Source organism: Arthrobacter luteolus NBRC 107841 (genome assembly GCF_001552075.1).
GTDB lineage: Bacteria > Actinomycetota > Actinomycetes > Actinomycetales > Micrococcaceae > Arthrobacter_B > Arthrobacter_B luteolus.
Genome location: NZ_BCQM01000002.1, coordinates 146,767 through 168,790, shown reverse-complemented (window position 1 = coordinate 168,790; position 22,024 = coordinate 146,767). Strand labels below are relative to the sequence as shown.

19 protein-coding genes are annotated in these 22,024 nt (G+C 66.0%); 6 read left to right on the top strand and 13 right to left on the bottom strand.

The window, feature by feature from the left end; genetic code table 11:
* Both hydA and AL3_RS04795 read right to left on the bottom strand, forming a co-directional pair.
* Complete coding sequence (gene hydA, locus AL3_RS04800) at nucleotides 1-1,422, bottom strand: dihydropyrimidinase (RefSeq protein ID WP_066297460.1); 1,422 nt, start codon at nucleotides 1,420-1,422, stop codon at nucleotides 1-3.
* A gap of 68 nt (nucleotides 1,423-1,490) precedes the next feature.
* Entirely contained in the window at nucleotides 1,491-2,339 is an 849-nt protein-coding gene (locus AL3_RS04795; protein ID WP_066297457.1) for a nitrilase-related carbon-nitrogen hydrolase, read from the bottom strand.
* 353 nt (nucleotides 2,340-2,692) lie between these two features.
* Between AL3_RS04795 and AL3_RS04790 the strand changes: the two genes are divergently transcribed.
* The 3 genes from AL3_RS04790 to AL3_RS04780 are packed head-to-tail and all read left to right on the top strand — an operon-like array spanning nucleotide 2,693 to nucleotide 5,719.
* Entirely contained in the window at nucleotides 2,693-3,832 is a 1,140-nt protein-coding gene (locus AL3_RS04790; protein ID WP_246168578.1) for a putative F420-0 ABC transporter substrate-binding protein, read from the top strand.
* Nucleotides 3,825-4,898: a putative F420-0 ABC transporter permease subunit gene (locus AL3_RS04785; protein WP_370665020.1), complete on the top strand. Its 1,074-nt coding sequence runs from the start codon at nucleotides 3,825-3,827 to the stop codon at nucleotides 4,896-4,898. The genes AL3_RS04790 and AL3_RS04785 overlap by 8 nt, the downstream gene beginning before the upstream one ends.
* Entirely contained in the window at nucleotides 4,895-5,719 is an 825-nt protein-coding gene (locus tag AL3_RS04780) for an ABC transporter ATP-binding protein (protein WP_083521452.1), read from the top strand. Before AL3_RS04785 ends, AL3_RS04780 begins: the two co-directional genes overlap by 4 nt.
* A gap of 72 nt (nucleotides 5,720-5,791) precedes the next feature.
* Here the strand turns inward: AL3_RS04780 and AL3_RS04775 are convergent, their stop codons facing one another.
* The 3 genes from AL3_RS04775 to hisS all read right to left on the bottom strand — a co-directional run bounded on the left by AL3_RS04775 (nucleotide 5,792) and on the right by hisS (nucleotide 9,249).
* Entirely contained in the window at nucleotides 5,792-6,808 is a 1,017-nt protein-coding gene (locus AL3_RS04775; RefSeq protein WP_083521451.1) for a coenzyme F420-0:L-glutamate ligase, read from the bottom strand.
* Entirely contained in the window at nucleotides 6,805-7,809 is a 1,005-nt protein-coding gene (locus tag AL3_RS04770; protein WP_066297453.1) for a TIGR03557 family F420-dependent LLM class oxidoreductase, read from the bottom strand. Before AL3_RS04770 ends, AL3_RS04775 begins: the two co-directional genes overlap by 4 nt.
* A 96-nt stretch (nucleotides 7,810-7,905) precedes the next feature.
* Nucleotides 7,906-9,249: a histidine--tRNA ligase gene (hisS, locus tag AL3_RS04765; RefSeq protein ID WP_066297450.1), complete on the bottom strand. Its 1,344-nt coding sequence runs from the start codon at nucleotides 9,247-9,249 to the stop codon at nucleotides 7,906-7,908.
* Between the two features lie 201 nt (nucleotides 9,250-9,450).
* On the opposite strand from hisS, the gene AL3_RS04760 reads away from it, so the two are divergent.
* The 3 genes from AL3_RS04760 (at nucleotide 9,451) to AL3_RS04750 (ending at nucleotide 12,583) form a co-directional block, all read left to right on the top strand.
* A complete protein-coding gene (locus AL3_RS04760) occupies nucleotides 9,451-10,227 on the top strand; it encodes a peptidylprolyl isomerase (protein WP_151723945.1) in 777 nt (258 codons plus the stop codon).
* Between the two features lie 68 nt (nucleotides 10,228-10,295).
* The gene (locus tag AL3_RS04755; RefSeq protein WP_066297448.1) at nucleotides 10,296-11,729 is read left to right on the top strand and encodes a DUF349 domain-containing protein; all 1,434 of its coding nucleotides are present in this window, start codon (nucleotides 10,296-10,298) and stop codon (nucleotides 11,727-11,729) included.
* A gap of 128 nt (nucleotides 11,730-11,857) precedes the next feature.
* On the top strand, nucleotides 11,858-12,583 hold the full coding sequence (locus AL3_RS04750) for a type IV toxin-antitoxin system AbiEi family antitoxin (protein ID WP_083521450.1): 726 nt from the start codon (nucleotides 11,858-11,860) through the stop codon (nucleotides 12,581-12,583).
* On the opposite strand, the gene AL3_RS04745 is transcribed toward AL3_RS04750, so the two are convergent.
* From AL3_RS04745 to AL3_RS04710, 8 genes are all read right to left on the bottom strand, one after another.
* The gene (locus AL3_RS04745) at nucleotides 12,580-14,940 is read right to left on the bottom strand and encodes a RelA/SpoT family protein (protein ID WP_083521449.1); all 2,361 of its coding nucleotides are present in this window, start codon (nucleotides 14,938-14,940) and stop codon (nucleotides 12,580-12,582) included. The genes AL3_RS04750 and AL3_RS04745 overlap by 4 nt on opposite strands.
* 194 nt (nucleotides 14,941-15,134) lie before the next feature.
* Entirely contained in the window at nucleotides 15,135-16,166 is a 1,032-nt protein-coding gene (gene secF / locus AL3_RS04740) for a protein translocase subunit SecF (protein WP_066297444.1), read from the bottom strand.
* Nucleotides 16,166-18,019 carry a protein translocase subunit SecD gene (gene secD, locus AL3_RS04735; RefSeq protein ID WP_083521448.1) on the bottom strand — a complete coding sequence of 618 codons (1,854 nt, stop codon included), beginning with the start codon at nucleotides 18,017-18,019 and terminating at the stop codon, nucleotides 16,166-16,168. Before secD ends, secF begins: the two co-directional genes overlap by 1 nt.
* Before the next feature lie 88 nt (nucleotides 18,020-18,107).
* The gene (gene yajC / locus AL3_RS04730; protein WP_083521447.1) at nucleotides 18,108-18,590 is read right to left on the bottom strand and encodes a preprotein translocase subunit YajC; all 483 of its coding nucleotides are present in this window, start codon (nucleotides 18,588-18,590) and stop codon (nucleotides 18,108-18,110) included.
* Nucleotides 18,591-18,832: 242 nt separating this feature from the next.
* Nucleotides 18,833-19,912, bottom strand: coding sequence for a Holliday junction branch migration DNA helicase RuvB (gene ruvB, locus AL3_RS04725; RefSeq protein ID WP_066297441.1), 1,080 nt, complete (start codon nucleotides 19,910-19,912; stop codon nucleotides 18,833-18,835).
* A gap of 1 nt (nucleotide 19,913) precedes the next feature.
* Nucleotides 19,914-20,546, bottom strand: a complete 633-nt coding sequence (ruvA, locus tag AL3_RS04720) for a Holliday junction branch migration protein RuvA (RefSeq protein ID WP_066297439.1) — start codon at nucleotides 20,544-20,546, stop codon at nucleotides 19,914-19,916.
* Between the two features lie 102 nt (nucleotides 20,547-20,648).
* On the bottom strand, nucleotides 20,649-21,257 hold the full coding sequence (gene ruvC / locus AL3_RS04715; protein WP_066297436.1) for a crossover junction endodeoxyribonuclease RuvC: 609 nt from the start codon (nucleotides 21,255-21,257) through the stop codon (nucleotides 20,649-20,651).
* Nucleotides 21,258-21,267: 10 nt separating this feature from the next.
* Entirely contained in the window at nucleotides 21,268-22,023 is a 756-nt protein-coding gene (locus tag AL3_RS04710; RefSeq protein ID WP_066297434.1) for a YebC/PmpR family DNA-binding transcriptional regulator, read from the bottom strand.
* Between the last annotated feature and the right edge of the window lies 1 nt (nucleotide 22,024).

The window sequence follows — 22,024 nt, the reverse complement described above, 5'->3', positions numbered from 1 at the left end:
CTAAACCAGGTACTGGCTGGTGGAGCGGCGGACGTACTGTCCGTGGCCCTTGCTGCCCAGATACTCGTTGTTGTTAATGACCACCCTGCCGCGGGACATCACTGTGTCCACGTGGCCCTCGATCTCGAAGCCCTCCCACGCCGAGTAGTCCATGTTCATGTGGTGGGTCTTGTCCAGCCCGATCGAGGTGTGGCCGTTCGGATCGTAAATAACGACGTCGGCATCGGCTCCGGGAGCGATCACGCCCTTGGCGCCGTACATGCCGAACATCCGCGCCGGCGTCGTGCTGGTGATTTCCACCCAGCGTTCGAGGCTGATCTTTCCGTCCACGACCCCCTGGTACATCAGGTCCATCCGGTGTTCCACGGAGCCGATGCCGTTGGGGATCTTGGAGAAGTCGCCCACTCCCATGTCCTTCTGCCCCTTCATGCAGAACGGGCAGTGGTCCGTGGCGACCATCTGGATGTCGTTGGTGCGCAGCGACTGCCACATGTGGTCCTGGTGATGTTCGTGCTTGGAGCGCAGCGGAGTGGAACAGACCCACTTGGCACCTTCGAACCCCCCGGCGCCCAGCTGGTCCTCGAGCGAGAGGTACAGGTACTGCGGACAGGTTTCACCGAAAACGTTCTGCCCGTTGTCCCGTGCGGCCGCCAGCTGTTCGACGGCCTGTTTCGCCGAAACGTGCACCACGTACAGCGGTGCACCGGTCAGGTTGGCGAGCATGATCGCCCGGTGGGTGGCTTCCTCCTCCATCTGCCAGGCGCGGGCCACACCGTGGTAATACGGGTCGGTTTTTCCCTGTGCCAGCAGCTCGGCGACCATGGCGTCGATAGCCGGGCCGTTCTCCGCATGCATCATGGTCATCAGCCCGGTCTCGGCGCCGACCCGCATGGCCTTGTAGATCTGCGCGTCGTCGCTGTAGAAGACTCCGGGGTAGGCCATAAAGAGCTTGTAGCTGGAAACTCCCTCGTCCACCAGCGATTCCATGGCCTTCAGCGAGTCGTCGTTGACGTCACCGATGATCTGGTGGAACCCGTAGTCAATGGCGCATTCTCCGGCGGCTTTGTCATGCCAGGCGGCGAGCCCGTCCATCACCCTTTCTCCGTAACGCTGGATCGCGAAGTCAACGATGGTGGTGGTGCCGCCCCAGGCCGCCGCCCGGGTGCCGGTTTCGAAAGTATCGCTGGCTTCGGTGCCGCCGAACGGCATCTGCATGTGGGTATGGGCATCGATCCCGCCGGGGATCACGTATTTCCCGGTGGCATCCAGGACCGTGTCCACCGACGCGGCGAGATCATGGCCGAGCAGAGTGGAGCCTGGTGCCAGGACCGCGGCGATTTTCTCTCCATCCACCAGGACGTCCGCAGCGCTGCGGCCGGTGGCGGTGACGACGGTGCCACCGGAGATAAGTGTTGTTGCCATAGAACGTTTCCTTGCCTTCCTCTGAACTGGACCGGGTGCGGTGCTGCCTGCGGTGATCCGCCTGCTGCCTACGGGGCAGTGATCGGGTTGTAGGCATCCGGCCGCCGGTCCCGGTAGAACTGCCAGTTGTTGCGGGCAGTACGGACCAGATCCATGTCCAGGTCCCGGATCATCAGTTCCTCACGGTCCCGTGCACCGCGGTCCCCCACATAGTTGCCCTGCGGGTCCGCGATATAGGAAGTGCCGTAAAAGTCGACGGCTTCCTCGCCAAACTCGTTGGTTTCTTCCCCCACCCGGTTCGGCACCACCACGTAATATCCGTTGGCGGCCGCCGCAGTGGGCTGCTCAAGGTCCCAAAGCCGGTTGGAAAGTCCGGGCTTGGAAGCATTGGGGTTAAAGACCAGCTGCGCCCCGTTCAGTCCCAGTACCCGCCATCCCTCGGGGAAATGCCGGTCATAGCAGATGGTCACGCCGACTTTCCCGACGGCGGTGTCGAAAACGGGCCAGCCAAGGTTTCCGGGCCGGAAATAGAACTTCTCCCAGAATTTCTCCACGTGCGGAATATGGTTCTTGCGGTATTTGCCCAGATAGGTTCCGTCGGCATCAATCACGGCGGCGGTGTTGTAGTAGACACCGGGCTGTTCCTCCTCATACACCGGAAGAATGATCACCATATGGTGTTCGGCAGCCAGCTCGGCGAAGCGTTCGGTCAGCGGCCCCGGAACAGACTGGGCATATTCGTAGTACTTACTGTCCTGGACGATTCCAAAATAGGGCCCGTGGAACAGCTCCTGGAAACAAATAACCTCCGCGCCTTCCGCAGCGGCTCTCCGGACGAAGTCCTCATGTTTGGCAACCATGGATTCCTCGTCACCGGTCCACGTTGTCTGGGTCAGTGCGGTACGGACGATTGTCAAAACAGCCTCCACCTTCCGGCGGCACTGCTGCCGCCTGTTCCGAAAGACCGCTGCGGGCCTTTCCACATCCTTTGGGCTAAAGATTTCCCCTGCGTTTCGGAGGCATTAAAGCTGCGGGGCAGCTGTTTTCTCCGTGCCCGCCATCCTTGGCTATGCGCGCCTGTTCTGCAAGAGTGTAGAAATTGCCGCCAGGTGCGCTTTCAGTCCGGCGGCAGGCATCGTTTCTCCGGCCGGTCTGGCCGGGATCCGCCGGCCTCGATTTGGGCCATGGCCATGGTTATTCCCGGGTTCTGCGCGCCGGTTCAGCGCAAGGCCCCGGCAGGTCCCCGTCCAAATCCCACCAGCGAGGTCCCATGTCACGCTCCCGCACCGCCTCCCGCCCCAGCACCACTGTCCGGCTCAACACCGCCGCCCACCCCAGCACAGCCGCCCGCAGACCCACAAACGCTCCACGCGCAACGGCCGCACAGACAAAAGCCCCTCGGCCGAAGTCCTCCCTGCAGTGGGCTGCCATGTTCTGCGGAGCAGCTCTGCTTTCCGGCTGTTCAACCCTGGCGTCCGAGGCAGAGGCGCCGGCACCAGCCACCGAAACAACCCACATTGAAACGGCGCCGGAGTCCCCGGCCTACCCGCTCGAGCTGGATAACTGCGGAACCCCGGTGCTCCTCGACGCCGCGCCCGAGCGGGTGGTCACGATTAAGTCCACGTCCACGGAGATGCTCCTTGCCCTCGGACTCGGGGACCGGATCGTGGGTACCGCGTTCTCCGACGGGCCGGTGCCCGTTGCCTGGGAACCGGCCACGGCCCCGCCGGTCCTGGCAGACAAGGTTCCTTCCCGCGAGGCGGTCCTGGCGCTGGCCCCGGACCTGGTGTTCGCCGGATGGGAATCGAACTTTTCCGCGGACGGGGCCGGGGAACGCACCCAGCTGGCCGACCTCGGCGTCGCCAGTTATGTCTCTCCTGCCGCGTGCCAGCAGGACGGCTACCGGCCCGATCCCCTGACTTTCGACGACGTTTTCGCCTCGATCACCGAAGCCGGCGACCTGTTCGGTGTTCCGGAGGCCGCGCAGGAACTCGTGGACGCGCAGCGCACCGACCTGGATGCGGTTGTGCCGTCGACGGCGGGGCTCACTGCCCTCTGGTACAGCTCCGGTTCCGACACGCCCTATGTCGGTGCGGGCAGCGGGGCTCCGCAGCTGATGCTGGAGGCCGCCGGCCTGGAGAACATCGCCGCCGGCATCAAACAGGGCTGGAGTCCCTTCTCCTGGGAGGCGGTCGCTGCCGCGGATCCTGACGTGATTGTCCTTGTGGATTCGGCGTGGGGCAGCGTCGAAAAGAAGAAGGCCGTACTCGAATCCCACCCGGTGATTTCCCAGCTCCAGGCAGTGCGGAACCAGCAGTACCTGGTTGTGCCCTTCGCCGCCTCCGAAGCCGGGGTGCGCAATGTCGAAACCGTCCGGTCGCTCACCGAGCAGGTGGCCGCCTTTGACTGACGTGCGGGTCCCGCGAACCCCGGCACATGCCGGCAGTGCCGGCCGGTCCGTACGGGCGGTTGGCCAGGCCCGGTCCCGTGCCTGGCCAACCGCCGTCGTCCTGGCCGCCGCCTTGGCAGCGGCGATGCTCTGGGCGCTCACCGTTGGCCCGGCCGGTCTGGGCCCCCGTGAGGCCTGGCTGGCCCTGGTGTCACCGGGCAACAGTGCGCTTAGTCCCATCCAGGAGGCGATCATCCGCGAGCTGCGGCTCCCCCGGCTGCTGACGGCAGCGGCTGTCGGCGCCGGGCTGGCCCTCTGCGGAGCAGTGATCCAGGCGCTGACCCGCAACCCGCTCGCCGACCCCTACCTCCTGGGCCTCAGCTCCGGGGCATCACTGGGGGCGGTTTCCGTGCTGCTCCTGGGCTTCGCCGTCGTGCTTCCCGCCGCGGCCTTCGCCGGAGCCATGCTGGCCATGGTGCTCACGCTCAGCCTCGCGGGGGCGCTGGGCACCATCACTCCCACCCGGACGATCCTGGCGGGGCTGGCAGTCTCCTCGCTGGCCGCCGCGGCCGCGTCCTTCATCGTGTTCTGGACAGCCCAGGGAGATTCCTACCGTGAGGTGCTGGGCTGGCTGATGGGATCGCTTGCCGGAGCGGGCTGGAGCAGTGTCGGCATCACCTTCCCGGTCCTGGCCGTGGTGGGAATTCCCCTGCTCTTCTGCGGCCGGATCCTGGATGCGTTCGCCTTCGGGGACACCGCTGCCGCAGCCCTGGGGGTCCCGGTGCCCGCCGTGCGGTGGACCCTGCTGGGAGCCACCGCGCTGCTCACCGGTGCCATGGTCTCCGTCAGCGGATCCATCGGATTCGTCGGCCTGGTGCTTCCCCATGCCGTCCGGCTGGTTGCCGGCTCCGGGCACCGTGCCCTTCTGCCGCTCTCCGCACTGGCCGGGGCGCTCTTCCTGGTCCTGGCCGACACTGCTGCACGGACGGTCTTCGAGCCGCGGGAAATCCCGGTTGGGATCGTGACCGCGCTGATCGGCGCGCCGGTCTTTATTGTCTTGCTGCTGCGTCGGCGGAGCAGCTCATGACCACCGTCCGGCTCCCGGCCCGTGACGGCAGCAGCGTTCCGCAGCCGCAGGCGCTGGCCGCGGAGTACGTCACTGTGGCCCGCGGCGGGAAGCTGCTGCTCGACGGCGTCAGCTGCACTCTCCGCCCGGGGACGGTTACGGGCATCCTGGGTCCCAACGGCGCCGGGAAGTCCACCTTGCTGCACCTGCTCGCGGGCGTCCTGCCGGCGGATTCCGGAACGGTGCGTCTGGGGAGCCGGTCCCTGGACCGGATCGGCACCAGGGTGCGTGCCCGCAGCATCGCCTTGGTGGAGCAGTCGCTGCCTGACGACGTCGCGCAGCCGGTCCGCGGCGTGGTGGCCCTGGGCCGCACCCCGCACCGCAGCCTGTTTGCCGCGGACAGGCCGGGCGATCATGCTGCCGTGGAACGGGCCCTGGCAGCAGCCGGTGCGCGGCACCTGGCGGAACGCCTGTACCCGACGCTCTCCGGCGGCGAACGGCAGCGGGTGCAGCTGGCCAGGGCGCTGGCGCAGGAACCGTCAGTGCTGCTGCTGGACGAACCCACCAACCACCTGGACGCCGCCGCCCAGCTGGAAACCCTGGATCTGCTGCAGGGGCTGGCCGCGGAAGGGCTGGCCGTTGCGGCTGCGCTGCATGACATCAACCATGCGGCCGCCTCCTGCTCGCACCTGCTGGTGCTGCACGGCGGACGGATGTCCGCGGCTGGACCGGTGGAAGAGATCCTCACACCGGAACTCATCCGCCGGGTTTACGGCGTCAGCGCCACAATGCTGATCCACCCGGCCACAGGGCGACCCCTGGTTGCACTCAGCCGCCGGTAACTCGACCTGCGCTTAGCCGCCGCCGGGTCAAGCCAGCCGCGCTTAGCCGCCGCCGGGTCAAGCCAGCCGCGCTCAGCCGCCGCTGGAACGGGCACGGCGGCGGGCCTCGGCCGCCGCCGCGGCATAACCTGCCGCGTAGCCGTCTTCATATCCGGCTGCGTGGCCGTCGTCGTACCCGGCGTTGTAGCCGGACCGGGTGCCGCTGCGCCGTCCGTCTTCAAACGCTTCGGCGGTGCCCTGCCGGAACATGTCCTCTTCGGCCGGGCGGAGCAGGGCCTTGGCGCCGGGATCACGGTCCATTCCGCCCACCGTCACCAGCGCGTCCAGTCCGCGGACCAGGGCCACGGGCAGCCCAAAAGTCTTGCCCTTCACCAGATCGGCAGCGGCAGCGATCTCGTCGGCCACCGCGGTGACTGTCGCGGACATCGGCCGTCCGGAGCTGTCCGGAAGTCCCCGCAGATCCAGCAGCACACTTAGGCCCGCCGTGCCGATCGCGGCATCAGTCTGGCCCTGCCGCCAGGGCCGGCCCAGGGTATCGGTGATCACTACGCCGACGTCGACACCCCAATCCCGCTTCAGGCCCCGGCAGAGCCGGCGGGCAGACGCGTCCGGATCCAGCGGCAGCAGCAGCACCGTGCCCTCGGCAGTGTTGCTGGCGTCCACTCCGGCGGCGGCGGCAACGATTCCAAGCCGGTTTTCTACGATCCGGGTGGTTCCGGCCGCGTGCTCGCGGCTAGCGACCAGCCTGACCGTTTCCTGTTCGACGGCGTCATCCCGGCGGTCTGCAGGCAGCGTGCGGCCTTCGGCCTTGGACACGATCTTGGAGGTCACCACGATGATGTCCCCGCTGCGAAGCTCGCGGCCGCAGGCCTGTCCGATCAGCTCCACCAGGTTCTCCCCGGCCTGGACCTCTCCGATGCCGTGTACCGGAGTGATCACCAGGCGCTCTGCCGTCGGCGGTTCTGTGTCCAGTGCGGGGACAGGGTCCAGCGCGGGGTCCAGGGCGGAGGCAGGGGCCTCCGGCAGCTCCTCGTTGGGGGTTTTCGTTTCCGGGTCAGCGGGGACGGTTCCGGTCCAGGCAGGATTCATCGGTGCAGCTCCGGCAGCACGCTGGCGGAGAACGTGTCGATCCAGTCGCGCTGGTTCCGCCCCACATTGTGCAGATAAACGCGGTCGAAGCCCAGGTCCAGGAATTTCTGGATGTAGGCGCGGTGCACGTCGGGGTCCTCGGAAATCAGCAGCCGGCCCTCAAAGTCCTCCGGGCGGACCAGGCGGGCCATCTGCTCCAGCTCAAACGGTGAGCGGATGTCCGCCTTGGGGAACTTCATTCCGCCGTTGGGCCATTCGGTCATGGCGTTGGCCAGCGCTTCCTCGTACGTGGGCGCCCAGCTCATGTGCAGCTGCAGGACCTTGGGCATGGTGTCCGGATCCTTGCCGGCCTCACGGGCACCGGCGTCGAAACGTGCAAACAGGCCCTCGATCTTCTCCAGCGGTGCGCCCACGGTGATGAGGCCGTCCGCGTGCTTTCCGGCGCGTTTGGCCGTCACGGGACCGGCGGTGGCGACGAGGATTTCCGGGGCAACCTCCGGCATGGTCCACAGGCGGGTGGATTCCATCTTGTAGAAGGTCCCGCTGTGCCGCACGTCCTTGCCGGCCAAGGACGCGGCGAAGAGCTTGGAGATGATCTCGATGGCCTCGAACATCCGGTTGATCCGCTCCGGCGCCTCGGGCCAGTACTGAGCCGTGACGTGCTCATTCAGTGCCTCACCGGACCCCAGTCCCAGCCAGTGCCGCCCTGGGTACATGGCAGCCAGGGTGGCCGAAGCCTGCGCCACCATCGCCGGGTGCCAGCGGAAAGTGGGGGCGGTGACCCCTGGGCCAATATCGCCTTTGGTCCGCTCCCCCAAAGCGGAAAGGACGTTCCAGACGAAAGCGGACTGCCCCTGCGCCGGCACCCAGGGCTGGAAATGGTCCGCAGCCATCACACCGGAGAAGCCGCGCTCTTCCGCATAAGCGGAAAGAGCCACGGCCTCCGTCGGATGGAATTGTTCCAGCATGGCCGCGTAACCGATCCGGAGTGGGGTTTTCATGCAGCCACTATAGGCCAGCGGCCAGGCACAACCCGGAAGCGGCGTGTTTCAGCCGTGCAACGAATCAGTTAAAGAAGGAATCAGCCTGGGAAGGAATCAGCTGCGGGCGGTGACCTGCGGAAGGAGGTCCTCGGCCGGCGGGGTCCAGACAGCCGGGTCCGCGGACACCTGGTCCCCGGAACGGATGTCCTTTACCTCGTGGCTGCCGTCTTCGGCGGTGAACCAGACAAAGGGAATGCCGCGCCGGTCAGCGTACTTGATCTGCTTGCCGAACTTATCTGCCTTCGCTGCCACCTCCACGGAGATACCGCGTCCGCGCAGGGCCGCGGCGACGTCCTGCGCCGCGGACCAGGAATCGTCGTCGGCCAGGGTGACCAGCACTGCGGTGGGAACCGCACGGGAAGCCTGGGCGAATTCCTGACTGAGGATGCGCATCACCAGGCGGGTCACTCCGATGGAGAGCCCGACGCCGGGGAACGTCCGGCTGCCCTTGGCAGCCAGTGCGTCGTAGCGGCCGCCGGAGCAGATGGAACCCAGCTGCTCGTGTCCCACCAGGACCGTTTCGTAGACGGTGCCGGTGTAGTAGTCCAGGCCGCGGGCGATGGACAGGTCCGCCACGACCTTGCCCGGAGCGCGCTTGGCTGCCTCTGCGATCACCTGCTCCAGCTCATCGAGGCCGGTTTCCAGCAGCTCGTTCGTGACCCCCAGCGCCCGGACCTGGGCAGCAAAGCTCACGTCGTCGGTGCGGATGGAGGCGAGCTTCAGTGCGAGGTCCGCCTGCTCCGCGGTGGCGCCCAGTTCTTCCTGCAGCAGCTCGGCAACACGTGCCGGGCCAACCTTCTCAAGCTTGTCGATGCTGCGCAGCACCCCTGCGGTGTCTTCCAGCCCGATGCCCCGGTAAAAGCCCTCGGCCAGTTTGCGGTTGTTGACCCGGATGCGGAAATCCGGGATGGGCAGGGCACCGAGCGCTTCGGCGATGACCAGCGCCAGCTCGACGTCGTACCGGAACGGCAGGTCGCCGTCGCCCACCACATCGATGTCCGCCTGGGTGAACTCGCGGGCGCGGCCCTCCTGCGGGCGCTCTCCGCGCCACACCTTCTGGATCTGGTAGCGGCGGAACGGGAAGGCCAGGTGGCCCGCGTTCTCCACCACGTACCGGGCGAACGGAACGGTCAGGTCGAAGTGCAGTGCGAGCTGGTTCGGGTCCTGCTTGCCGCTGCTTTCGCCTTCCTCGGCCTGCAGCCGGCTGAGCGCGTAGACTTCCTTGTCGATTTCGCCCTTGCGCAGCAGCTGCCCGACGGTTTCCACCGCGCGGGTCTCGATGTTGGAGAAGCCGTGGAGTTCAAAGGTCCGGCGCAGCACGTCCAGGACATGGAGTTCAACCAGGCGCTCCTGCGGTAGCCATTCGGGGAAACCGGACAGTGAGGCCTTGCGTGCCATGCGGGAGAACTCCTTAGGGTGGATCGGATCCGGCGGTGGGCGAATGGGAGCGCCCGGGTCCGGATACTGGGAAAACACAGCTGCTGCATGCATAAACTGTGTGCGGCACTCATTTTAGCCTCTTCCGCTCCCATGGGTGCCGCAGAGCACCCCCGGCGCCGCCGCGGCGCCCGGACCCAGTTCCCCTCAAAGGAGGCAGCGGTGAAGGTCACCAGCCGTACCGAGCGTGAAACCCGCCGTCGTGTGGCCCGGATGGAAGCCCGGCAGGCCCTGGCACGCGAGCAGAGCCGGCGGCGGCTGAAGGACAATGTCTACGCCGGGATCGCCGGGGTCCTGGTCCTGGTTTTAGCCGTCGCGCTCCAGGTTTTCTGGTTCTCCTCCAATCCCACCGCCGCGGACCTGGCGCTGCTGGAAAGCCAGGCGAAGGCCCCAGCGGAAGAAACCGGCAGCGATCTAACCGTCCCGGATCCGTCGCTGGCCGGCGGGCAGGTCCTCAGCGGCGCACTCTCGCTCAACGGCTCTGAACTGGGAATTGAACTGGACGGCAGCGCCGCGCCGCAGGCCGTTTCCGTCTTTAAGTCCCTGGCGGACTCGGGTTTCTTCGACGGTAAGAACTGCCACCGGCTGACCACTGCGGAGACCATGGGAGTGCTCCAGTGCGGGTCGGCGGACGGCACCGGAGCTTCGGACCCCGGCTACCAGTGGGGCCCGGTGGAAAACACGCCCGCTGACGGGGTCTATCCGGCCGGCTCTGTTGCCGTGGCCCGCGCCGGGACCACGGATTCGCACGGTACGCAGTTCTTCATCGTCTACAAGGACTCAGTCATAACGCAGGAGACCGGCGGGTACACGATAATGGGTAAGGTAACGTCAGGGCTTGATGTTCTGGAATCCATCGCTGCAGCCGGGACGGCAGGCGGCGTCCAGGACGGAGAACCCCTAGCACCGGTGACGATAGATTCGTTTACCCTGAAGTAAATGGCACGGCAATTACATGGCACAGCGGCTTCGCAGGCGGCCATCCATCGAGTGAAAGACTTTTAGCGGTGACAGACAGTCAGAAATCCGACGAAACAGCCACCGGGACTGCTCCGGACAATCAGCGCACCCCCGCGCCCAGCCCAGCCGCCTTCGCGGCGCGGCGTCCGGCTCCCGCCCCGGCGGCACCCCGTCCCGGAGCCGCTGCGCCAGCACCGGCAGTAGCCGCTCCGGCAGCCCACACCACGCCGCTGGAAGAAGCCGCCCGCTTTGCCCGCGTCGAGGAAGACGGCCACGTCTTCCTGCTCGTCGGCAGCGAAGAGTTCCCCGTGGGCCAGTATCCGGATGCAACGCGGGATGAAGCCCTGGCCTACTTTGTGCGTAAGTACGACGACGCCGTCAGCCAGGTCATGCTGCTGGAGGCGCGCCTTGCTGCCAAGGCTCCGGCCGGTGACATGCACAAGACCCTCAAACATCTGGCCGAGCAGGTCGCCGAACGCAAAATGGTAGGCGATGTGCTGGCTCTCGATGCCCGCATCGAGGCACTGGGCGCAGGCATCAAGGAAGCCGAGGCAGCTGAGCGCGCCGAGGCCGAGGCCGTCCGTGCCCGCGAGCTCGCCGCACGCGAAGCGATCGTCGCCGAGGCGGAGGAAATTTCCGCCAAGGACCCGGCCTCGATTCAGTGGAAAACCAGCAGCAACCGGATGAACGAACTGTTCGAAGCGTGGAAGGCCGCGCAGAAGAACGGGCCGCGTCTGGGCCGCAGCAACGAAGATGCCCTGTGGAAGCGCTTCCGCTCCGCCCGGACCGTCTTCGACCGGCACCGCCGCGCCTACTTCTCGCAGCTGGACAATGAGAACGCCGAGGCCAAACGCGCCAAGGAAGACCTCATTGCCCGGGCCGAGGCGCTGTCCACGTCCACCGACTGGGGCAACACCGCCTCCGAGTACCGCAGCCTCATGGACGAGTGGAAGGCCTCCAAGCGGGCCAGCCGCAAGGATGACGACGCCCTCTGGGCCCGCTTCCGTGCGGCCCAGGACAAGTTCTTCGCTGCCCGCCAGGCCGCCAACGAAGTTATTGACGAGGAATTCGCCTCCAACCTCGTGGTCAAGGAAGCGCTGCTGAAGGAAGCCCAGGCCATCCTCCCTGTCACGGACCTGAATGCTGCCCGCAAGGCACTGCAGTCCATCCGCGACCGCTGGGAGGAAGCCGGCAAGGTTCCGCGCGCCGATATGGGCCGGATGGAAGCCGGTATCCGGAAGGTTGAGGAAGCCGTCAAGGCTGCCGAGGACGAGCACTGGCAGCGGAGCAATCCGGAAACCAAGGCCCGCACCAACAGCGCCCTCAGCCAGCTCGAAGCAGCCATTACCTCCCTCGAGGAGGAACTGGCTGCCGCCGAGAAGGACGGCAACGCGAAGAAGATCGCCGATGCCCGCGAGGCACTGGAAGCCCGCCAGCAGTGGCTGGAAACTCTCCGCCGCTCGGCTCAGGACTTCTCCTAAGCCACCAGCCCGCCCAGCTGGCTATTCCGCCGGCGAAGGGGCGAACCCCGTGAGGGCCCGGATTCCGCTTTTCCACAGGCGGCGTCCGGGCCCTTTCGCATTTCCTGCCGGCAGGTCAGTCTTGGCGAATGTCATTGTCCAGCCCGATGCCGGGTGCAATTCCGGCAGTCACCTCCACCGGGGGCGCCATTTTCCATCCGGGCGGCCCCTTCACTGAGGAAGAACTGCAGGGGATGTGCCGGGACCTTCTGGTGACCCGGGTTTACGGTTCCACGTATCTGCGCTGGGATGTCCGCCCCGGACCCCTGGCCCGCGCCCTGGCGGCCCATCACCATCTTCCGGCATCCCTGCAGGGGCGCTACGTTTTCGGGCGGCTGAGCGCCGCCTGGATCTACGGCTGCGCTCCCCCTCCACGGCGCCTGACACTGCTGGTCGATACCCGGCGGCGCAGCACCTCGCTGCCGCCGTTCAGCGGAGCGGTGCTGCACGAAGTGACGCTGGGCCCCGCGGACCGGCTGGAACTGGGAGGGGTGCCGGTGACGCAGCCGCTGCGGACCGCCCTCGACGTCGCACTCCACACCCCGCTGGCGGAAGCCGCGGAGGTGCTGGTGCAGATGTCCCGCGAGCCCGGATTAAACGCTCCGCTGCACTATGTTCGGACGCTGCTGCGCAGCGGGCACCGGGTGCCGGGCACCAGGCAGGCGCTGGAGGCGGTGGAACTGGCCGAGGCATCCGCCGGGGAGGCGGGGGTTTCAGGGGCAGAAGAAGTTTCCGGGACGGAAGAAACGGGGCCGGAACCGGATCATTCCGGTTCCGGCACCGTCACGGCTCCATCCGAGGGCGTGCCAGCTTAGATGCGGCGCTGGTTGCCGGTGGTGCGGTAGACGTCGTAAACGCCGTCGATCCGGCGGACCGCGCTCAGGATGTGGCTGAGGTACTTCGGATCGCCCATCTCGAAGACGAACTTGGACATGGCCACCCGGTCACTGGAGGTGTTGACGCTTGCCGAGAGGATATTGACGTGGTTCTCCGAGAGGACCCGCGTGACGTCGGACAGCAGGCTCTTGCGGTCCAGTGCCTCAACCTGGATTTCCACCAGGAACACCGAGGACTGTGTGGGAGCCCAGTCCACCGGTACGATCCGGTCCGGCTGGTCGCGCAGTTCCTGCACGTTCCGGCAGTCGGTGCGGTGCACCGAGACGCCCGAACCGCGCGTCACGAAGCCAATGATGGGATCCGGGGGAACCGGAGTGCAGCAGCGGGCCAGCTTGACCCAGACATCGCCGACACCGCGGACGGTGACGCCGGAGTCGGAGAACTTGGGCCGCCGCGCTGCCGTGGTTACCGGAGTCTCGGCCAGATCCTCTTCGGCGCCTTGGTGGCCGCCCATGAGGTTGACCAGGTGTTCAATGACGTTCTGCGCCGAGGTGTGGCCGTCGCCCACCGCCGCATACAGGGCGGAGATGTCCTGGTGGTGCAGTTCCTGCGCCACTGCCACGAGGGCGTCGTGGCTCATCAGGCGCTGCAGCGGAAGGTTCTGCTTCCGCATGCCGCGGGTGAGCAGGTCCTTGCCCTTTTCGATCGCCTCTTCGCGGCGTTCCTTGGTGAACCACTGGCGGATCTTGTTCCGGGCCCGGGGGCTCTTGACGAAGCCCTGCCAGTCCTGGCTGGGGCCGGCGCCTTCGGCCTTGGAGGTGAAGATTTCCACCCAGTCACCGTGCTGGAGCTCGCTGTTGAGCGGGACCAGCTTTCCGTTGACCCTGGCACCAATGGTCCGGTGGCCCACTTCCGTGTGCACGGCGTAGGCGAAGTCAACGGGAGTTGAACCGGCCGGCAGGGCCATGACCTCACCCTTGGGGGTGAAAACAAAGACTTCGCGGGCGTTGATTTCAAAGCGCAGCGAGTCCAGGAACTCATCCGGATCCGAGGTTTCCTGCTGCCAGTCGACCAGGGACCGGAGCCAGCCCATGTCGCTGTTGTCCGGAACCGTTCCGCCGTTCTTGGCGCCGTCTTTGTACTTCCAGTGCGCAGCCACACCGTATTCGGCACGGCGGTGCATGTCATGGGTGCGGATCTGGATTTCCACCGGTTTGCCGCCGGGACCGATCACTGTGGTGTGCAGCGACTGGTACATATTGAACTTCGGCATCGCGATGTAGTCCTTGAACCGCCCGGGCAGGGGGTTCCAGCGGGCATGCAGCGCGCCGAGGGTGGCGTAACAGTCGCGCACGGAGTCCACCAGGACGCGGACGCCCATGAGGTCATGGATGTCGTCGAAGTCCTTACCCCGCACGATCATCTTCTGGTAGATCGAGTAATAGTGCTTGGGGCGGCCGGTGATCGTGGCCTTGATCTTCACGTTGTGCAGGTCTTCAGCGATCTGGCTGCGGACGGTGGTGAGGTACTTTTCCCGCTCCGGGGTGCGGTCGCCGACCATCCGGACAATTTCGTCGTACACCTTGGGGTGCAGCGCGGCGAAGGACAGGTCCTCAAGTTCCCACTTGATCGTGTTCATGCCGAGCCGGTGGGCCAGCGGGGCGAAGATTTCCAGCGTTTCCCGCGCCTTGCGGGCGGAGGACTCCGGGGAAACGAAACGCCAGGTCCGCGCGTTATGCAGCCGGTCGGCAAGTTTGATCACGAGGACGCGGATGTCCTTGGCCATGGCCACGACCATTTTGCGGACGGTCTCTGACTGGGCTGCGTCCCCGAAGGTCACCTTGTCCAGCTTGGTCACGCCGTCCACCAGCATGGCGACTTCCGGTCCGAACTCGCTGCGGAGCTCGTCCAGCGTGTAGGAGGTGTCCTCCACCGTGTCGTGGAGCAGCGCGGCAGCCAGGGTGGTTCCGGTCATGCCCAGTTCGGCGAGGATGGTCGCCACGGCGACCGGATGCGTGATGTAAGGGTCGCCGCTCTTGCGCTTCTGGCCTTCATGGCTGCGTTCGGCTACCAGATAGGCGCGCTGGATCAGGTCGAGGTCTTCGCGCGGGTTGTTGGCGCGGACAGTGCGCAGCAGCGGTTCCAGCATCGGCGAGTACGCCGTGCCTCCGCGTCCGGCCAGGCGGGCCAATCGGGCCCGGGTGCCCTGGCGGCGTGCCGGCACCGGCTTGGCGGCTGCCTTCGGGGCAGGCTTCGATGCCGGTTCCTCCGGTTCCCGTTTGACCTGGACTCCGGCGGACCCGTTGTTCCCGGGGCTTGTTTCCTGGGAGTTCACGGTACCGGGGGCTGCTGCTGGTCCCCGGTCTTTCCCTGCGCTGTCGGCAGGCGTAGCGCTATCGGCCAACTGCTGCCCTTTCTTTCCAGATATCTGCCCAGTCTATGCCCCCCGGCTGCTGCACTTACACCACCGGTTCCGTTCTTCCCCGGGGGAAAGGAACGGAACCGGCGGTGTTTAGTGCTTCTGGCGAACTACGTGGCCGCGGACGCGGCCTCAGGTGCCGAGGCTGCACGCGCCTGCTGTTCGCGGCGGTCAAGCACGCGCTTGGCCTGCTTGACGATGTCCGGTTCCTTCCGGCGCAGCCAGGCGTACAGCGGTGCCGCCACGAACAAGGTGCCGAGGGTACCCAGGATGATGCCGATGAACAGCGCCAGGGAGAGGTCCTTCAGCGTGCCGGCTCCCAGCAGGTAGGCGCCGATGAAAAGCACGGACGCGACCGGCAGGACGGCGACCACGGAGGTGTTGATGGAACGCACCAGAGTCTGGTTGACGGCCAGGTTCACCTGTTCGGCGAACGTGCGCTTGGTCTGTTTGTCCAGGTTGGCTGTGTTCTCACGGATCTTGTCAAAAACCACCACCGTGTCATACAGCGAGTAGCTGAGCACGGTCAGGAAGCCGATGATCGCCGACGGCGTCACTTCGAATCCGCTGAGTGCGTACAGTCCCGCGGTTGTCACCATCACGGCGAGCAGACCGGTGATAGCCGCGACCGACATTTTCCAGGTCCGGAAGTACAGGGCCATCAGGACGGCGGCCAGGCCAACAAAGACCAGCAGGCCGATCAGCGCCTGACGGCTGACATCGCTCCCCCAGGTGGGGCCGATGAACGTCGAGGTGACCTGCTCCTCGGAGACGCCGTAGTCCTGCGCCAGCGCGGCCTTAACCTCAAGGGTCTCGTCGTCGCTGAGCTCTTCAGTCTGGATCCGCATGGTGCCGGGGGAAATGTTGGTAACCCGCGGATCGGAACCGGAGACAACTTCAGCTACGGCCTGTTCACCCACTGAAACCTGCGTGTTTTCCACGCCGGAGACGGTGAACTCGGACCCTCCGCGGAAGTCGATTCCGAGGTTGAATCCACCCTTGGCCACGGGGATCAGGATGGACAGGAGAATCGCGGCGGCTGCGATCAGGAACCACAGCCTGTACCGGCCAACGAAGTTGTAGGACCGTTTCCCGGTGTAGAGCTCATTGCCGAATGTGGCGAATCTGGGGAGCTTACTCATCAGTTGCCCTCCTTCTCCGCGTCGCGGCCGGTGCTTGCCATCGAACCTTGTTTCCCGTCGGATTCCCCGACGGAACCGGGCTTCTTACCGCCCTGCTTTTCTTTCAGCGCTTCGGCCTCAGCCTGCCGCCGCTCAGCGATCGTCATACGGCGCTCAGCTTCCTTGGCAGCTCCCTTGTTCTTCGGGGAGACGGGCTTCGAGGACCCGGGCGCCGATGCGTCCTGCGCGTCCGTGCCCTGCCCTGCGGCTGCGGCACCTGCCATGGCAGGTTCCCGCAGGCGTCCAGCTCCGCGGTACACCGGCACAGCGCCAAGGCGGGTCGCATCCAGGCCGGACCACTTGTGGCCCTGGCCGAAGAACTTGGTCTTGGCCAGCAGCACCATGACGGGGTGCGTAAACATAAAGACCACGATCAGGTCGGCGATGGCCGTGAGGCCGAGCGTGAAGGCAAAACCACGGACGTTGCCGACCGCAACGAAATACAGCACGACGGCGGCAAGCAGGTTCACTGCCTTGGACGCCAGGACGGTGCGCTTGGCCCGCTTCCAGCCGGTGTCGACGGCGGAGACCAGTCCCCTGCCGTCGCGCAGTTCATCACGGATTCGTTCGAAGTAGACGATGAACGAATCTGCGGTGAGGCCGATCGCGACAATCAGGCCTGCCACACCGGCAAGGGAGAGCCGGTAGTTGTGCGACCAGCCGAGGATCGCGATGGCCAGGTAGGTCAGCACACCGGCGACGACCAGGGAGGCGATCGTGACGAACCCGAGGGCGCGGTACTGGAACAGGGAGTAGACAGCCACCAGGATCAGGCCGATAACGCCGGCGATCAGGCCCATGCGCAACTGGTCTGCACCCAGGGTGGCGGAGACCTGCTGCTCGCTCTGGATATCGAAGCTGATCGGCAGGGCACCGTACTTCAGCTGTTCGGAAAGCGCCTTGGCGCTCTCCTGCGTGTAGCTGCCGGTGATCTGGGCGTTGCCGTCGGTGATCGGCACGTTCATGGACGGCGCGGAGATAATCTGCCCGTCCAGGACGATGGCGAACTGGTTCTGCGGGGTTCCCGCACCGAAACCGACAAGGCGTTCGGAAACTTCGCGGAACTTCTCGGTGCCTTCACCGTTGAAGTCAAGGTTCACGGCCCACTGGTTCAGGGACTGGCCCTGACCGGTCTGGGACAGTCCGAAGCTGGCGTCCTCAAGCAGTGCGCCCGGCACCTCGACGGGGCCGAGGATGTACTTGCCGGCTGTCTCCGGTTCGCAGGCAACCATCGGCTGATCCGCCGGAGCCGGTTCAATCGAGGCTTCCAGCGTCGCCGGGTCCAGGCAGTTGGTGGTTTCGAATTCCTTGTACAGCTCCGGGGTGACCCAATTGAAGTCGGATCCGTTCTCCGGCTCGGCTGTCGGCTGCGGCAGCTGGTCGTCCGGCGTCGGCGTCTCGGCGGCCGGAGCCTGCCCTGCACCGCCCAGGATGACGGCCCGGAACTCCATGGCAGCAGAGGCCTGGATCAGCGCACGGGTTTCGGCGGACGGCGTACCCGGCAGGGAGACCACAACATTGCGGCCGGACTGCGTGGTGATCTCCGCTTCGGAAACACCGCTGCCGTCAACACGCTGGCGGATGATCTCCACCGCCTGGTCGAGCTGTTCCTGACTGATTTCAGAGTTGCCGCCCTGTACCTTCGGGGACAGGATCATCTGGGTGCCGCCCTCGAGGTCGAGGGCCAGTTTGGGGGCCCAGCTGGCGTTGCTCAACATGGAGCCGCCGCCAAGCAGGAGGGCCAGGGCAGCGAACATAACGCCCAGCCAAATGAGCGTCTTTTTCGCGGCGGGGCCGGAGCCGGTTCGAGGCATAGAGGTTTTCCTTTAGGGCGTAATCGCCGGAGACAGAGTGATCCGGCGGGCCTGCGGACTCAGTCCACCCCGCAGGCCCTCGGAGAGTCTAGTTGTCTTTCTTGTTCTCACGGTCCAGGCGCCGGAGTGTTTCCTCGGGCGTCTCGTCCCGGAGCGCCGAATCGGCAGCATCGGTGTTTTCCGTGCGCGGCGCCTCGCTGGTGAGGGAGGAAGCGTCGTCCGGAACCACGGGATCCGGCGTCTCTTCTTCGGCCGGCGTGGTGGTGACAACCTTGGTCAGCGCCTGCAGGTGGATGGTGGCGGTGTTGCCCGGTGAGAGTTCGAGGACAGCCTTGTTCTCTTCCTGGTCAACGGACACGATCGTGCCGAACAGTCCGAACTGGGTCATGACCTCGGTTCCGGGGACCATCTGGGTGCGCTGCTCCTGGACGGTCTTCTGGGTCTTCTTCTGCTTGCGGAACATCATGAAGATGAAGAGTGCCAGCAGGATCGGAAGGAGGAGGTTCGAGAGAGCGAATCCACCTCCGTTGCCGGTATCAGTGGTCGTCTGGGCCAAGACATTCAAGAACACGAAGGGTTCCGTTTCTGTTGCTGTTTATCGGGATGCGAAATTTATCGGGATGCGTTATCAGTTCACTCAGGGCACCGGGTCTGACGCGCCGGCATGCGTAAGCGTCAGATCAGTCTAAGGGGAAAACGGATCTGCATCCCTTTAAGTTTCATTGTGCAGTGTAAGTCACCCACGGTGTCCGGCGTCACTTCGCTGCTCGCCCTGCCAGTGCTCCGCGCAGCCGGTCCGGCTGACTTCCCGGCTCAGGCGCCGGTGCCGCTGTCCGCAGCCCGGGCTCCGGGTCCGGAGAACATGGCATCGGGGACGGCCTGCGCGGCTGACTCCGGCATCTCGAGTCCGAGGTGCTCCCAGGCGGCCCGGGTCGCGATGCGTCCGCGGGGTGTGCGGCCCAGCAGGCCTTCCCGGACGAGGTACGGTTCCGCGACTGTTTCCACCGTCTCCGGCTCCTCGCCGACGGCGATCGCGAGCGTCGACAGCCCGACCGGCCCGCCGTTGAATTTGGTCACCAGGGCGTGGAGCACGGCCCGGTCCAGCCGGTCCAGCCCGCGTTCGTCCACCTCATACATATCAAGTGCCGCTCCGGCCGTCCGGGCGTCAATCTGGTCGACTCCGTGGACCAGCGCCCAGTCGCGGACCCGGCGCAGGAGCCTGTTGGCGATCCGCGGTGTTCCGCGGGACCGTCCGGCGACTTCGGAAAAGCCGGCCGAGTTGACCTTCATGTCCATCAGCATGGCCGAGCGCCGCAGGACCAGCTCCAGTTCCGCGGTGGAGTAGAACTCCAGGTGCCCGGTGAAGCCGAACCGGTCACGCAGGGGTCCGGGCAGCAGCCCGGCGCGGGTGGTGGCGCCCACCAGGGTGAAGGGTGGAAGGTCCAGCGGAATGGCCGTTGCCCCGGCACCCTTGCCCACGACGATGTCCACCCGGAAATCCTCCATGGCCATGTACAGCATTTCCTCCGCCGGACGGGACATCCGGTGGATTTCGTCCAGGAACAGCACCTCGCCTTCCGTGAGGGAGGAGAGAATGGCTGCCAGGTCTCCGGCATGCTGGATGGCAGGGCCGGAACTGATGCGCAGCGGAGCGTTCATTTCCGCGGCGATGATCATGGACAAAGTGGTTTTACCGAGGCCGGGAGGACCGGAGAGCAGCACATGGTCCGCACTGCGGCCCCGGAGCCGCGAGGCTTCCAGGACCAGGGAGAGCTGTTCGCGGACCCGCTTCTGACCCACGAAGTCATCGAGGTTCTTCGGGCGCAGGGCGGCTTCAATGGCCTTATCGTCCGGATCCGGAGCGGCCGTGGTGAGCGGTTCGGCGGCGGCCACGCTAGCCGGCCTGCTTCTGCGGTGCGCGGGAGCGGGCGCCGTCCTGGCCGAGGCGGCGCAGCGTCAGGCGCAGGATTTCGGCGACGTTGCCGCCCTTCGCCGTGTCCGGATGCTCGGCAGCGGTGGCCTCGATGGCGGCGGCAGCGTCCTTTTCGGACCACCCGAGACCGGTCATGGCTGCCAGCACCTGGTCATTCCAGGCCGGGGCTCCGGCCGGTGCTTCAGCGGTCCCCAGCGGCACGAGTTTGTCGGCGAGTTCCAGCACGATGCGGCGCGCGCCCTTCGGTCCGATGCCGGAAACCTTGCTGAATGCCTTGTCATCTCCGCTGGACGCTGCGACGCGCACAGCCTCGGGGCTGTGCACAGCCAGGACCGCGAGGGCCAGGCGCGGGCCGACGCCGCTGACGCTGAGCAGAATCTCGAATACTTCCCGCTCCCCCGGGTCCGCGAAGCCAAACAGGGTCATGGAGTCCTCCCGCACGATCAGCGCGGTATGAACCTGCGCTTCGGTACCGGTCCGCAGCGACGCGAGGGTCTGCGGCGTCGCCTGGATAAGCATGCCGATGCCGTTGACGTCAATAACGGCAGATGAGATGCCAACGTGCGCTACAACGCCGCGAAGGGAGGCGATCATGTGGGAACTCCGAGCAATAATCCGGGAACTGAAAATAATCCGTGAACTGAATAGAACATATCTACGAACAGCCTACTGGTCCGCTCCGGATTTCCCGGCACTTCAGCGGCGGGCGCGTTTTGCCTTGGCCTCAGCCTCGGCCCACATCCGCTGCGCCCCGGTCAGGCCGCCCTGCACCGGGCCGCCTCCGGAGGAAGCTGAACCGGCTGTCGAAGCCTGGCCAGGCCCCAGCGCGCCACGGCGCCAGGCATGGGTGATGGCCAGTGCCAGCGCATCTGCCGCGTCGGCAGGCCGCGGCATCTCGTCCAGACGCAGGATCTTGGTGACCATGCGTCCCACGGCTTCCTTGTTCGCCGAACCGGAACCTGTCACCGCGGCTTTCACCTCGGTGGGGGTATGCAGGGCCACCGGAATGCCGCGGCGCGCGGCGGCAGCTATCACGACGCCGGAGGCCTGGGCGGTGCCCATCACGGTACTGACGTTGAGCTGGCTGAACACCCGTTCCACCGCTAGAACATCAGGAGTATGGGTGTCCAGCCACAGTTCAATCGCCTCGGAAATCGCCAGCAGGCGGGCGTCCAGTGCGGTGCCCGCTACCGTACCGGCGACCCCGACGGCCACGAGGGTGGCCCGCCGGTTACCTTCCACGTCCACCACGCCCAGCCCGCAGCGGGTGAGGCCCGGGTCCACCCCCAGGACCCGGATCGGCACGGCGGGGTGCTCAGTCTTCTTCGAGCTGCGCGAGGACGTCCGCGGAGATATCGGCGTTGGAGTAGACGTTCTGGACGTCGTCCAGGTCCTCCACCGCGTCGACCAGCTTCATGAACTTCCGCGCGTTGTCTGCGTCGAGCTCCACGTGCATGGAGGGCAGGAACTCTGCCTCATCGGTGTCGTATTCGATTCCGGCTTCCTCAAGGGCGGCGACGACGGCCCGCAGGTCCGCAGCTTCGGAGATGATCTCGAAGTTGTCCCCGGCCTCCTTGACCTCGTCAGCACCGGCGTCGAGCACCGCCATCAGCAGGTCATCCTCGGTGAGGTCCTTCTTCGGCAGTGTGACAACGCCCTTGCGGGTGAACATGTACGCCACGGAACCGGGGTCGCCCATGTTGCCGCCGTTGCGGGTCACGGCGAGCCGGACCTCGGAGGCGGCGCGGTTCTTGTTGTCCGTGAGGCACTCGATCAGCAGTGCGGTGCCCTGCGGTCCGTAGCCCTCGTACATGATCGTCTGGTAGTCGACGGCTTCACCGAGCAGGCCGGCGCCGCGCTTCACTGCCCGGTTGATGTTGTCAATGGGAACAGAGGTCTTTTTGGCCTTCTGGACGGCCAGTTCCAGGCCGGGGTTGCCGGCCATGTCGGCGCCGCCTGCGCGGGCCGCAACTTCAATGTTCTTGATCAGCTTGGCAAAGGACTTGGCACGCTTGGCATCAATGACGGCCTTTTTGTGCTTGGTGGTTGCCCATTTCGAGTGGCCCGACATG

What these genes read in the sequence shown, in the direction of transcription:
- hydA (WP_066297460.1), bottom strand. Translation starts at nt 1,422, where the DNA reads ATGGCAACAACACTTATCTCCGGTGGCACCGTCGTCACCGCCACCGGC.
- AL3_RS04790 (WP_246168578.1), top strand. Translation starts at nt 2,693, where the DNA reads ATGTCACGCTCCCGCACCGCCTCCCGCCCCAGCACCACTGTCCGGCTC.
- AL3_RS04780 (WP_083521452.1), top strand. Translation starts at nt 4,895, where the DNA reads ATGACCACCGTCCGGCTCCCGGCCCGTGACGGCAGCAGCGTTCCGCAG.
- AL3_RS04775 (WP_083521451.1), bottom strand. Translation starts at nt 6,808, where the DNA reads ATGAATCCTGCCTGGACCGGAACCGTCCCCGCTGACCCGGAAACGAAA.
- AL3_RS04770 (WP_066297453.1), bottom strand. Translation starts at nt 7,809, where the DNA reads ATGAAAACCCCACTCCGGATCGGTTACGCGGCCATGCTGGAACAATTC.
- hisS (WP_066297450.1), bottom strand. Translation starts at nt 9,249, where the DNA reads ATGGCACGCAAGGCCTCACTGTCCGGTTTCCCCGAATGGCTACCGCAG.
- AL3_RS04750 (WP_083521450.1), top strand. Translation starts at nt 11,858, where the DNA reads ATGTCATTGTCCAGCCCGATGCCGGGTGCAATTCCGGCAGTCACCTCC.
- secF (WP_066297444.1), bottom strand. Translation starts at nt 16,166, where the DNA reads ATGAGTAAGCTCCCCAGATTCGCCACATTCGGCAATGAGCTCTACACC.
- secD (WP_083521448.1), bottom strand. Translation starts at nt 18,019, where the DNA reads ATGCCTCGAACCGGCTCCGGCCCCGCCGCGAAAAAGACGCTCATTTGG.
- ruvA (WP_066297439.1), bottom strand. Translation starts at nt 20,546, where the DNA reads ATGATCGCCTCCCTTCGCGGCGTTGTAGCGCACGTTGGCATCTCATCT.
- AL3_RS04710 (WP_066297434.1), bottom strand. Translation starts at nt 22,023, where the DNA reads ATGTCGGGCCACTCGAAATGGGCAACCACCAAGCACAAAAAGGCCGTC.